This is a genomic window from Desulfobaculum sp., from assembly GCF_054921475.1.
This window is the reverse complement of the sequence record NZ_JBUDSW010000097.1, coordinates 1-12,531: the sequence shown is the minus strand read 5'-3', so window position 1 is coordinate 12,531 and position 12,531 is coordinate 1. Positions and strand designations below refer to the sequence as shown.

11 protein-coding genes are annotated in these 12,531 nt (G+C 61.8%); 1 reads left to right on the top strand and 10 read right to left on the bottom strand.

What is annotated here, in order from left to right; translation table 11 throughout:
* The 6 genes from ACY69P_RS08090 to ACY69P_RS08065 all read right to left on the bottom strand — a co-directional run.
* The coding region (locus ACY69P_RS08090) for an ABC transporter permease (RefSeq protein WP_462327116.1) at positions 1-635 on the bottom strand (635 nt) is incomplete at its 3' end.
* On the bottom strand, positions 628-1,470 hold the full coding sequence (locus tag ACY69P_RS08085) for an ABC transporter permease (protein WP_462327115.1): 843 nt from the start codon (positions 1,468-1,470) through the stop codon (positions 628-630). The genes ACY69P_RS08090 and ACY69P_RS08085, both read right to left, overlap by 8 nt.
* Positions 1,467-2,279 carry an alkaline phosphatase family protein gene (locus ACY69P_RS08080; protein WP_462327114.1) on the bottom strand — a complete coding sequence of 271 codons (813 nt, stop codon included), beginning with the start codon at positions 2,277-2,279 and terminating at the stop codon, positions 1,467-1,469. The genes ACY69P_RS08085 and ACY69P_RS08080 overlap by 4 nt, the downstream gene beginning before the upstream one ends.
* A 44-nt stretch (positions 2,280-2,323) precedes the next feature.
* On the bottom strand, positions 2,324-3,376 hold the full coding sequence (locus ACY69P_RS08075; protein WP_459900040.1) for an ABC transporter substrate-binding protein: 1,053 nt from the start codon (positions 3,374-3,376) through the stop codon (positions 2,324-2,326).
* Positions 3,377-3,543: 167 nt separating this feature from the next.
* Complete coding sequence (locus ACY69P_RS08070) at positions 3,544-7,146, bottom strand: sodium:solute symporter family transporter (RefSeq protein ID WP_462327113.1); 3,603 nt, start codon at positions 7,144-7,146, stop codon at positions 3,544-3,546.
* The gene (locus ACY69P_RS08065) at positions 7,143-7,457 is read right to left on the bottom strand and encodes a hypothetical protein (RefSeq protein WP_462327112.1); all 315 of its coding nucleotides are present in this window, start codon (positions 7,455-7,457) and stop codon (positions 7,143-7,145) included. Before ACY69P_RS08065 ends, ACY69P_RS08070 begins: the two co-directional genes overlap by 4 nt.
* Before the next feature lie 138 nt (positions 7,458-7,595).
* Here ACY69P_RS08065 and ACY69P_RS08060 point away from each other — a divergent pair, with 138 nt between their 5' ends.
* Entirely contained in the window at positions 7,596-7,898 is a 303-nt protein-coding gene (locus ACY69P_RS08060; protein ID WP_462327111.1) for a hypothetical protein, read from the top strand.
* Here ACY69P_RS08060 and ACY69P_RS08055 read toward each other — a convergent pair.
* From ACY69P_RS08055 to ACY69P_RS08040, 4 genes are all read right to left on the bottom strand, one after another.
* Positions 7,895-9,721 (bottom strand): cation:proton antiporter, encoded by a 1,827-nt coding sequence (locus ACY69P_RS08055; RefSeq protein ID WP_462327110.1) that lies wholly within the window; start codon positions 9,719-9,721, stop codon positions 7,895-7,897. The two genes, ACY69P_RS08060 and ACY69P_RS08055, sit on opposite strands and share 4 nt — an antisense overlap.
* A 227-nt stretch (positions 9,722-9,948) precedes the next feature.
* A complete protein-coding gene (proX, locus tag ACY69P_RS08050) occupies positions 9,949-10,977 on the bottom strand; it encodes a glycine betaine/L-proline ABC transporter substrate-binding protein ProX (RefSeq protein ID WP_462327109.1) in 1,029 nt (342 codons plus the stop codon).
* A gap of 15 nt (positions 10,978-10,992) precedes the next feature.
* A complete protein-coding gene (locus ACY69P_RS08045) occupies positions 10,993-11,826 on the bottom strand; it encodes an ABC transporter permease (protein ID WP_459900035.1) in 834 nt (277 codons plus the stop codon).
* A gap of 18 nt (positions 11,827-11,844) precedes the next feature.
* A partial coding sequence (locus tag ACY69P_RS08040; RefSeq protein WP_462327108.1) for a CBS domain-containing protein occupies positions 11,845-12,531 on the bottom strand: 687 nt, incomplete at its 5' end.

The following is a 12,531-nucleotide window of genomic DNA, read 5'->3' as shown; positions in this document are numbered from 1 at the left end:
ACGAGGATGTTGGCGAAGACGAACTCCCCCAGCAGGAACGTGAAGGAGACAAACAGCGATGCCATAATACCCCGCCGCAGGCCCGGCAGGATGACCACAAAGAACGACCGCATGGTGCTGGCTCCCAGCAGGTGGGCGGCGTCCATCAGGGCGTGGACGTCCAGCCCCTGCATGGCGTTGGCGATGCCCCGGTACAAAAACGGCAGCGCCACGGTGAAATAGGTGCCGATGAGGATCCATGGCGTGCCAATAATCGGCAGCGGTCCGTCCGCGTACAGTTGCAGCAGGCCAACGGAGGACACCACAGGCGGCACCGCAAAGGGCAGTAGGATGAGCACGTTCATCAGGCCGTCCAGCTTGGGGAAGATGTAGTGCACGATGAATATGGCCGGTATGGTCAGCACGGCACACAGCGAGAGGCTGCCAAGGCATACGGCCAGCGAGTGGCCGAATGCGGCCAGAAAGCGCGGGTCGCTCCACAGCGCGATGTACCATTTGAAGGTGAAGCCGCTGGGCAGGATGGTTGCGCCCCACTGGCTGGCAAGGGAATAGGCCAGCGTAGCCACAAGGGGGATGCTGAGCAGGGCGATAAGGCCGGAGACGATGATGGTGTTGATGGGCGTGGTGCTACGCATGGACGTTCCTCTTGAGGAGCCAGCGGTTGATGATGGTCACAAGGCCCAGCAGCGTTACCAGCAGGACGGACAGCGCCGCGGCGAGGTTTGGCTCAAGGAACAGGTCCCCGGCCACAAGGTTGGCGATGCGGATGGTGACGAGATTGGCGTTGCCGGATGTCAGGGCGTAGGCCGTGGCGTACGCGCCCATGGCATTGGCCAGCAGGATGATGAACGTTCCGACCAGTGCAGGAGCCAGCACGGGCAGACCAATGCGCAGCCAGTAGCTGGCGGGCGTGGCTCCCAGAAGGGCAGCGGCGTCCTGCCAATCGTCATCAAGGGCATTGAAGGCCGGAAAAAGCAGCAGCATGGCAAGTGGAATCTGGAAGTAGGTATAGACCACGGACAGGCCGCTGATGGAATAGAGGTTAAAGCCGCTGATAAGCCCCACCTCGCGCAGGATGATGGTCAAACTGCCGTTGGCGCCAAGGAATATGATAAAGGCAAAGGCCAGCGGCACGCCCGAGAAATTGCCCACCATATTGGTGAAGGCCACCATGAACTGGCGCAGTCTGCCGCCCACGCGGCGCAGCGCCGCCGCGCCAACCGTGGCAAGAGTCAGCCCGCCGAGGCTGGACCAAAGGCCGATGGTCAGGCTGTGGCCGAACGCCTGCCGCATAAAGGCGGAGGACAGTATTTCGCGGTAGTGCCCGAGGCTGAACGCGCCATCCACGTTGACGCTGTGGATGAGCACCCAGCCCATGGGGGCCAGCTGAAACAGCCCCAGCATGGCGAAAAAGGGCACAAGGCCTGCCGCCGCCATGAGCGGAAAGCGGCGTGTTGTGGAATGGGTCATGAGGCGAGCAGCTCCTTGCAGTGGGGTTTGCCATGGCCGGTGATGCCCAGCAGCTCGCAGACAAGGCCGCAAAGCTGGGTCTGGGCCGGGCTGGCACTTGGGTTCATTGAGAAGCGGCTCCCGGTTACATAGAGGGGAACGCGGCGTTCATCGTCCGTGGTGCCGCCGTGCATGCGGTCCGGGGCCATGCCGTGGTCGCTGGTGATGATGACCTGATGCCCCGCATCCTGCCACTGGGGCACATAGCGCGAGAGCAGGCTGTCCATGCGCCGCGCGGCGGCACGGTAGCCGTCCCCGTCGCCGCCATGCGTGTGCCCGGCGTCGTCTACGTTCATGGGGTGGAGAAACAGCAGGTCCGGGGCGTGGCGCGCCAGCAGGTGCTGGGCGTCGGCAAAGAGGTGGCAGTCAGGGTAGTGGTCCACGTTGTAAAAGATGCCGTGCTGGATGGGCAGGGCCGGGTCATCGGTATAGCGGTCACGCGTGGGGTCGTAGGGGGCGCGGTTGTAGAGCTCGCTCACCCAGTGGTAGGCCGCGGCGGCGGTGGTTCGTCCCGCGCCAGTGGCAAGGGAGAAAATGCTGTCGTGCCGGGAGCGGCGGACGACGCCGTTGTCCACAATGCCGCTGACAATGGGCGGTACGCCGGTAAGAATGCATTCATACAGGGGCCGGGACAGGGAGGGCAGTTCGCACGTCAGGGTGTAGGACTGCGCGTGTCCGGCGTTCACGATGGCCTGAAGGTAGCCCATGCACGCATGGGCTACCTTGGCGCTGAGGCCATCAACGAGGACGAGGATGACGGTGTGTGACAAGAAAAACCTCGGTCGGTGGTTCTGTGGTCGATGGGGTTTCGGAATTACTGCATGTGGATGAGCACGCGCTCCTGCCACAGGCGGGAGAGTTTGCGCGCGGTGCGGTTCCAGGTGTCAAAGTCGCCGATGGGTTTGGCGTTGGTGTACTGCTCGTTTGGCAGCAGCATGTTTTGCACGTCGGCGGGGAGGGTGACGTTGGTGCGGATGGGGCGGGCGTAGCCGCGGGCAAGGTTAATCTGCCCGGCGTCGCTCAGGATGTATTCGCGGGCGAGTTTGGCGGCGCTTGGGTGCTTGGCGTATTTGTTAATGACGGTGGCGTAGCCGGAGATGATGGACCCATCACGCGGGATGCTGACGGTGAAGCGGTCGCGGTCAATGCTGTCGCGGTAGTTGAGGGCATTGAAGTCCCACAGCAGGGCCATTTCCACTTCGCCCTTTTCAAGGTTGGCGAGGCTGGTGTCGCTGAGCGACAGGCGGCCCTGCTTGGCCAGCTGGGCGAACAGGTTCAGCGCGGGGGAGATGTCGGCTTCGCTGCCGCCGGTGGCAAAGGCGCAGGCCAGGACAGCGTTGTTGGCCTGTGCGGCGGAGCCTACGTCGCCGACGGTGACCTTGTAGTCGCCATCCAGCAGGTCCTGCCACGTTTTGGGGGGATTCTTGACGATGTTGTTGTTGGAGATGAAGGCGATGGTACCGGTATAGCCCAGCATCCAGTGCCCGTCCTTGTCTTTGGCCCATGCGGGGATGTCGTCCCATGTGGTGGGCTTGTAGGGCAGGGTAACGCCTTTCTTTTTGGCAATGGGGCCGAAGGCGAAGCCCACGTCGCCGATGTCGGCGGTGGCGCTGTTTTTCTCGGCGGCGAATTTGGCGATTTCCTGCGCGGAGCTCATGTCCGTGTCCTGATGGGAGAGGCCGAATTTCACCTTGAGGTCGCGCCAAGTGTCCTTCCAGTTGGCCCAGGTGTCGGGCATGCCTACGCTGTTGACCTCGCCTTCGGCCTTGGCGGCGCGAAGCAGGTCCTGCGGGACGGAAGAGGCCGCACTGGCGGCGGTGGCGGTCAGAACGAGGGCAAGGGCGAAGGCCCAGACGTGGTGTTTCACAGCAAGACTCCTTTGGTATAGTCCAGTTTGTCTGATGGGGAGGAAGTAGCTGTGAAATGTGTCGGCGCTGTGGCGGGGGCGTCGTTTTTGTGTGGCGGCTGCGCCTTGTGCGGCGCGCGGAATGGATGAGATGCGCGGTTGGCCTTGTGATACGCCCTTTGCGGCGTCTAGGCCGGGGCCGCGTCGTCGGTTTTGTCCAGCGGCGTCACGGGCAGGTCTATGGTGAAGGTGGTGCCTTCTCCGGGAGCGCTGTGCACGCTAAAGCGGCCGCCGTGGGTGGAGGTGACGATGAAGTACGACACCGAAAGCCCAAGGCCGGTACCAACGCCCTTTGGCTTGGTGGTGAAGAACGGTTCAAAGATGCGCGAGCGTGTGCCCTCGTCCATGCCGGGGCCGTTGTCCGTGATGTCGATGCGCACGCGCCCGTGCTGGTGGCTGGTGGTAATGGTGATGGCGGGCGGGCCTGTGGAGCCGTGTTCGGTCATGGCCTGCGCCGCGTTTTTGAAGAGGTTGAGGAACACCTGTTCGATTTCCGAGGCCGAGCAGACCACGGCAGGCAGGTCTTCAGCGTAGTTGCGCTGGATGGTGACGGAGCGGAAGTCGTAACTTTTTTTCAGGTCGTAGTCCGTGGAGGCCAGCTCCAGTGTGTGGTCCAGCAGGGTGTGGATGTCCTCCTTGGCCATGGTGGCCTCGCTGCGGCGGCTGAACTCCAGCATGTTCATGACGATGCCTGCGGCGCGTTCGCCGGATTCGCGGATGCCGTCCAGCATGCTGAGTATCTTGCGGCGCTTCATGTATTCCTGAATGGTCTCCAGCGGGCAGCTGAGTTCCTCGGCAACCTTCTGGTTGGCCTTCAGCTCCGGCGAAACGCGGCGCTGGATGTTCTGCACGCCCTGCAGGATGCCCCCGAGGGGGTTGTTGATTTCATGCGCCATGCCTGCGGCCAGTCCGCCAACGGAGAGCATCTTCTCCGTTTGAATCATCATCTCTTCCATTTTGCTCTGCTCGGTGACGTCGTCCATGCGGATGACGGCCTCGGCGCGCGACTGCGACGACAGCGGATAGACCATCAGGTCAATGCGGCGGATTTCATTGCCGCGCTTGTAGGGGACCTTTTCCAAATACCGCGGGGCGCGGCTTTGCAGGGCTTCGCTGATGAGGGGCGTGTGCGGGTCCATCTCCGGGTACACGTCGCCAAGGTAGCGGCCCAGCACGTCGCTGTCCGTCATGCCGCGTTCATGCTCTGCGGCCTTGTTCCAGTGTGTGATGCGCAGGTCCTCGTCCACGGCGATGAGGATGGAGGGCATGGAGTTCAGCACGTCGCGCACATATTGACCTGCACGGATGATTTCCTGCTCCGCGCGCTTGCGGTCCGTAATGTCGCGCATGGTGCCTTCTATGCGCCGTGGGGCGCCATTTTCATCGCGCACGAGGCGGGCGTGTATCTCCGCCCAGATAAGCGAGCCATCCCGGCGTTTGATGAGGTGAACAAACTGCGTGATGAAGCCCTTGTCGTACAGGGCGGTGAGCAGATGCTCCCGGTCCACCGGGGAGTGGTAGATGTCGCGCCCTATGTCGCGGACTTCCTCAAGAAGCTCCTTGGGGGATTCGTACCCCAGGAGCTTGGCCTGTGCGGGGTTGGCGGCCAAAAAGTGGCCATCAGGCGTGGTTTGGAAGATACCCTCCAGCGCATTTTCAAAGAGCAGGCGGTAGTTTTCCTCCGCCGCGCGCAGGCGGGCGTTGGCTTCCTCCAACTCCTCGGCATGCTGGCCGAGCAGGTTTTCCCGCTCCTCGTGGTAGTTGATGCGCCGGATGAGGTCCTCGGGCGACAGGTGCATATTCGCAAGGATGTCCGCGTACATTGTGGAGAGTTCCTGCGCCTCCTTGGTGGTGAACAGGGGACGGCGGCGCATGGCCTTGTGCGCCATGGCCGCACCGATGGCTCCGGTGAGGATGGCTTCCACCTCTTCATAGAACCGGGCAAGCTGATCGATGGTGACGTATTGCAGACCAATAAGCTGTGCGCGGCTGACGCATTGCCGCGCCAGTTGTTTGGCCCGAAGCGGCGCGTAGTACTCTGCAAAAAGCTCCTCAACCATGCGCTTTTTGGGGCCAATTTGAATGTGCGGGTCAAGGGAGCCGCTGCGGGCGAAGTCGTGGCGCTCGTCATCCATGACATTGATGAAGCGGTACCCCTCGGACTGCTCGCGCGTGGTCTGCGTGCCAAGGGAGAAGATGATAAAACATCCCGTGTTGAGCAGGAGCGACCAGAACACGCTATGTGTCAGCGGCGTCATGCCGTGCAGGCCAAAGAGGTGCTCCGGGTTCAGCAGCCCCAGCCCGTCCGGGCCGGTGGAGAGCAGAGACGGCGGCAACCAGCCACCGTTGATGAAGGCGGGCAGCAGCAGGGTGTAGCACCACACAATGAAGCCGGCGGTCAGCCCCGCCAGCGCGCCCTTGCGCGAGGCGCGGGACCAGTACAGCCCGCCTACAAGCGGCGGAGCAAACTGCGCCACAGCGGCAAAGGCGACGCGCCCAAGGCTGACCAGCATATACGAGTGCCCGACCATGGTGTTGAAGGCAAAGCCAAGGGAGATGAAGACGCAGATGACGACCCACCGCAGCTGCAAGAGCCTGTTGCGGAAGCCGGAAAGCGCGGGCAGGCGCTCCATCAGCGGCAGCAGTAGGTGGTTTGTGATCATGGTGCCCATGGTCATGGAGGTGACCATCACCATGCCGATGCCCGCGGAAAACCCGCCAAAGAAGGCCAGCCCGGCAATCCATGGGGCGTCGTGCGCAATGGGAAGCGTCAGCACGAACATGTCCGCTTCCTGCGGGGGCAGCCCTTCCAGCAGGCCGCTCATGGCCATGGGCAGGGCAAAGATATTGAACAGCAGCATATATATGGGGAACATCCAGATAGCGTGCAGGATGTGCCGTTCATTGGAGTTTTCCACCACGGCGACATGGAATTGCCGTGGCAGAACAAGAATGCCTGCCATGCCCAGCACCATGCCAGTGGTCCACTGCGAGTAGGCCGGGGTGTCCAGCGCAGGAAGGCCCGTGAGCGGCGCCCATGGCGTTTCGGCAAAGCGGGTGAAGAGGTCGGCAAAGCCGTCGTTGAAGACATAGGTGATGGTGAACCCCACCACAAGGATGGCCGCCAACTTGATGAGCGACTCCACCGCAAGGGCCGCAACCATGCCATGGTGGCGCTCCGTTGGGTCAAGGCGGCGTGCTCCGGCAAGAATGGTGAATAGAATCATCACGGAAGCAAGGATGGGATCAAGCCCCGAAACGAGGAAGGAATCCGGCTCCCCAAGGGCCGTTACGATGTGGTGGAGCGATTGCTTTACCGCTTTTACCTGAATGGCGACATAGGGCAGCGTGCCCACAAGGGCGATGGTGGTCACCAGTCCGGCTACGCCTTGGGAGCGGCCATAGCGCGCGGACAGAAAGTCCGCAATGCTGGTGATGCGGTGGGTGGACTTGATGCGCACAATTTTGCGCAGCATGAATGGCCACAGGCACAGCCCAAGGGTGGTGCCAAGGTGGGTGGTCATAAAGGTCAGCCCTTCGCTGGCGGCCTGTCCCACAAGGCCGTAAAAGCTCCACGTGGTGTTGTAGATGGTAAGGGAGAGGGCGTAGATGATGGGCTGGCGGGCGCACCAGTCTTTGATATGTGCATTGCGCTCCACCCACAGGGCAATGCCGATGAGCAGGGCAAAGTAGGCCGCAAGGCCAAGGCCGAGCAGACTGGTCACGCTCATGGGGAGTCCTCCGGCTTGGCGTAGGGCGGCGGAGGGGGCCCGCTTTCCGTGGGCGGCTCGGTACCGGGGGGCGGCGCAAGGGGCGGCGGCTGGGGGCTTGAGTGCTTCGCGTCTTCAGGAAAGCCCGACAGGCCTATGCCCAGCAATATGCCAATAAACAGTCCCCAAAGGGCGAACAGGTAGATGAACAGATGTGGCCCGCCCGGAATGTTGGCAATGGACACCAGCGGCCACCCAAAGACCAAACACCCCACCACAAAGATAAGGATGTGGAATTCCTTGCCGGAGAGGATGGTGCGCAGCTTGCTCATGGTCTCTCGGCCTCGGGACAGCGCGTGGCGTCCGGTTGGGGTGGAAGTGGATACTTTGACGCGCTGCGGCCTTATGCGCGCGGCCCTGCCAAAACGACGGAAGCGCCTTAGCATAGCGCGTTTTGCGGTGGATGGGCAATGAATACGCATGCCCGCGCGGCAGGGGCACGCCACCACAAAGAACCGCCCACTCTGCGACGAAACAGAGTGGGCGGTCTTTGCATCAAGCCCAAGAAGGAGGAGGACTTGAAAAGCGCATCCGGACCCGTCATGGGCGTGGCGGGAATGCCGGAATGGTTGTCGGATATGCGTGTGGGCGTTGAGCCTATGTATCAGGCGATACTGAAAAAGGGAAGAACACATGCAAAAAAAATGAAAGGCGAAGGGAAGCAGGGGGGAACTGCGCGAAAAGCGGGGAGTGGCGGCGAGAATGCGGGTTAGGCGGTCTCTGTTTCCTCGTGCAGTGGGGGCTGGTAGATGAGGGCTATGATGCGCCAGCCGGCAGCCGGAGTAAACCGGGGCGTCACGGTAAAGGGGAAAATGCGCCCAGCAGGGGACACCGCAAACAGCGGCGTACGGCGTTCGCCGCCTTCGCTGAAGGCAAGGTAGTCCTCGTAGGTGAATTCCTCGGTGAGGGGGGTGGTGCGCAGAATTGCACCGTCTTGCAGGTTTTGCCGCAGGGCGGAGTAGGTGACGGACTCGTCAAACAGGTCCGTGCCGCCAAACCGTAAGGCGGCCTTTTCGTCGGCGGTGGTGTTTTCCGTGCGGTGGGTGCGCACGCTGTAGATATTTTCCGGGCCGAATTCCAGCCGGTAGTACTGTGCGGCAAGGGCGTTGCGCTCCGCGTAGGGGGTCAGCGCCAGCAGTTTGCCAATGCCCGTGAGGTCCAGGTGACGCTCCGCGTGTTCGGACACGGGGTTGCCCCAGTAGGCAGGCAGGCCGTGCAGACGGGCTTCCACCACTCTGTCCCAGTTCTGGTCGGCAAGCATCACGCGGAAGCCGTTGTCCACCAGCTCCTGCGCCACGGTTTGCGCCACGTTTCCCGCGCCGATGATCAAAAAGCCCTCCGGTTCCGGTTCGGCTACGCCCAGCCACTTGGCAATGGGGCGCGCCGTCGCACTTTGCAGAACCACCGTGCCGATGATGACTAAAAACGTGAGGGAAACAAGGCCGCTGGCATCGGCGTAGCCCATCTCCTGCAGGCGGATGGCAAACAGCGCGGAGATAGCCGCGGCCACAATGCCGCGCGGAGCTATCCACGCCAGCATATGCCGCTCCGGCATGGAGAGCTTGGAGCCTATGGTGGAGGCCATTACGCTCAGGGGGCGGGTCAGGAACTGGATGACGCCAAACACCGCCAGCCCGCCCCAGCCAAGGGCCATGAAGCTCTGCGGGTTCATGCGCGCCGCAAGGATGATGAACAGCATGGAAATAAGCAGAATGCTCAGGCTTTCCTTAAAGTCCAAAATCTCGCCAAGGTCCATGCCGTCCATATTCGCAAGGCAAATGCCCATCACCGTTACGGACAGCAAGCCTGATTCCATCTCAAGGACGTTGGACGCCGCGAACACGGCGCAAACAAGGGCGAGGGTGGCGAAGTTTTGCAGATAGTGGGGAATCCAGTTGCGGACAAACGCGGCGCGCAGGAGTGCGCTGGACACTGTGCCGAATACCGCGCCAATGACGACGATTTTGCCAAAGGCCAAAAAGCCTGCGGCAAGGCCCCCCTCCAGACCACCCGCCACGATGAATTCATACACCAAAACGGCCGTAATGGCCCCGATGGGGTCGATGAGGATGCTTTCCCACTTGAGGATATGCGCCACGTTTTCCCGCGGGCGGACCGTGCGCAGAAGCGGCGCGATGACCGTTGGTCCCGTGACCGTCATCAGCGCGCCAAACAGAAACGACACCTCCCACGAGAAGCCCAGCAGGATGTGCGTGGCCACGGCAGTGATGCCCCACGTCATGGCAACGCCGTAGGTGATGAGCCGGCGGATGACGCGCTCCAGCCCCGGGATGTCCCGCAGGCGCAGGGTGAGGCTGCCTTCAAACAGGATGATCGCGACAGCCAGCGAAACAAAGGGGAAGAGCAGGTCGCCTAAAAGGTCGTCCGGCACCAGCCAGCCCAGAACAGGCCCGGCAATGATGCCCGTGGCAAGCAAAAAGATAATGGCCGGAAGCCGCACGCGCCACGCCAGCCATTGGCAGGCAAAGCCGACAAGAAGGATGAGGGCGAGTCCGGTTACGGCGTGTTCGTGCATCTGTTTGGCCTTGCTTCGCTGTTCAACCGTGGAAATCCGTTGCGCTTTGGAGACGTTCGGATGAGCGGGATGCCCTTTGCGCAATGGCATCGCCGCGCCGGGGGGAATCCGCCGTGCGCTGTTGAACGGGCTGTTTTTCAGCGCACAGGTGTCGCCCTGAGATGGCGCACAAGTACAAAAACGCCCCGGCGGGATGTCCCGCCGGGGCGTTATGCGCGGGTGCGTGATTACATGGCGGCGTTACGCGCCTTGGTCAGCCAAGTATTCCACGTCTGTTTGTTTTTGGCGATCCATTCGTCCACATGCTTGGCGATGTCGCGCTCGGACTTTTCACCTTCGTTCATGCGGGTGTTCTGCTCGTTGATGTCGTTCAGGGACAGAGTAAATTCTTCCATGAACGTTTTGGCGGCGGGGTTCTTTTTCAGGAACTCCTTGTTCGCCACAATCTGAATGTCGCTCACCACGAAGCCCAGCTTGATGGGATCGGTGGCTGCGCCTTCAATGCCGGAGACCGTCATGCGGTCCTTGGCCGGGGCCTGCGCCTCGGAGGGGATGATTTCGGGGACGTTGATCCACACGACGTCTTTGCCGGGCTTCAGCTTAAAGATGGTCCAGTTGGGGGCCCAAGTATAGAAGAACACGGGACCGCCGCTCTTGTAGGTGCCAAGGGCGGACGCCATGCCTGCCTCGTAGGAGGCCTTGATGAGGTTGATGTCGTCACCAAGGTCATAGACCTTCATGTGGTGGGAGATGACGTTTTCGCAGCCCCAGCCGGGAGGGCAGGCCGTGAGGTCGGCCTTGCCGTCGCCGTTTTGGTCAAAGGCCTTTTTGACTTCCGGGCGGCGAAAGTCGTCCAGCGAGGTGATGTTGTACTTTTCGGCCTCGCGCTTGGACACCAGGTAGCCCTGCAGGCCGCCAGCCTTCACCACGTAGCCGACCTTTTGCGCGTCGTCATAGAAGCCGCGGGGCAGCTGGCTGTCGTGGTTGGGGAACCAGCCGTTGGTCCAGTAGTCCACGTCACCAAGGGCGACGGACTTGTAGAAGATGGGGTTCTGCAGGTCCTTGGGGCGGTCCACGTCGTAGCCCAGCTCCTCCAGACCGCGGCGGACAAGGGCCTCCTGGAAGAAGCCTGTGTTCCATGTGGCGCGGGCGGGTTTGACGGTGACGCCTTCACCCGGCTTCATGTCCGAAGCCATGGCCGACGTGGCCAAAAGGGCCACGCAGAGAATGGTAAGAAGTGCATGGTGCAGTCGCATTGAGCCTCCTGTGTTTTAGGATTTTTTGTGCGCCATCGACTGTGTGATCCTGTCGAGCACAATGGCGATGAGGACGATGGCGAGGCCGCCGATGACGGCGCGCCCGATATCCAAAGTGTTCAGACCAAGAATGACTGGTGAACCAAGGCCGCCCGCGCCAATAAGCGCGGCAATAACGACCATGGACAGCGCCATCATGATGGTCTGGTTCAGCCCGGCGAGAATGGTGGGCATGGCAAGGGGAATCTGGACCTTAACAAGCACCTGTGTGCGCGTTGCCCCAAAGGCCTGCGCCGCCTCCACCAACTCTGGGTGGACGCCGCGGATGCCAAGGCTGGTCAGCCTGATAAGGGGGGGCAGGGCAAAGATGATGGTTGCCAGAACGCCCGCCACGTTACCCACGGAAAACAGCATCACAATGGGCACGAGGTAGACGAAGGCTGGTGTGGTCTGCATGGCGTCAAGGACCGGGCGTATCCCGGCCTCGAACTGGTCGCTGCGGCCCGCGGCAATGCCAAGGGGAATGCCCGCAAGGGCGCAAAAGAGCACGGAGGAGAGTACCATGGCGAGGGTGGTCATGGACTGCTCCCACAGACCAAGCAGCCCCACAAGCACAAAGGTGATGATGGAGAAAATGGACAGCTTGTAGCCGGAAAAACGCCACGCGGCAAAAGCCACCACGGCAATGATGATGAGCGGGTGCAGGGCGTTCAGCCCGGCGTCAAAGCCGTTCAGCGTTTGTTCCACGGGCCATTTAATGCTCTGGAAAATGTCTCGGTAGTTATCTACCAGCCAATCGACGAACTGGGTGACCCAGGCGTCGAGGGGGATAATCTGTTCGTTGAACATGGAGTATCGTCCTCGCTGTTATGCGGATTGTGCTTCTTCGATGTCCTCTTCCGTACGGTGCAGCGTGCGCAGGAAGCGGTTGCGCGAAACAACGCCCTTGTACACGTTGCCGTCGGTAACGACGGGGACAGGCCAGCCCCGCGCCGCAAGCGAGGGCAAAAGCTCCTGCATGGAGTCGTTGACATCCACAGGCGTGACATCGGGGAGGAAGGCTCGGCGCAAGGACTTGTCGCCGTCGCTTTGGGCGGCGTCCAGCGCTTCGATGACGGATTCGGACGAAACCATGCCAAGGTAGCGGTGGCGCGTATCCAGCACGATGCCGTAGTCGCGTTCGCTGCCGCTGAGGAGCTCGTGGGTGGTGCGCAGGTTGCCCTGCTTGGTCATGACGATGGTGGGATACGTGTCGCGGGCTATGTCCCCGGCCGAGATGACGCCGGTGGGGTCCACCCCGCGGAAGAAGGCGCGGACGTAGGCGTTGGCCGGGTTCTGCAAAATTTCCTCCGGCGTGCCCACCTGAATGACGCTGCCCCCTTCCATAATGGCGATGCGGTCGCCAATGCGCAGGGCTTCGTCAAGGTCGTGCGAGATGAAGACGATGGTGCGCTGGTCTTCCTCCTGCAGCTTGAGCAGCTCGTCCTGCATTTCGGTCCTGATGAGGGGGTCGAGGGCGGAGAAGGCCTCGTCCATGAGCAGGATGTCCGGGTC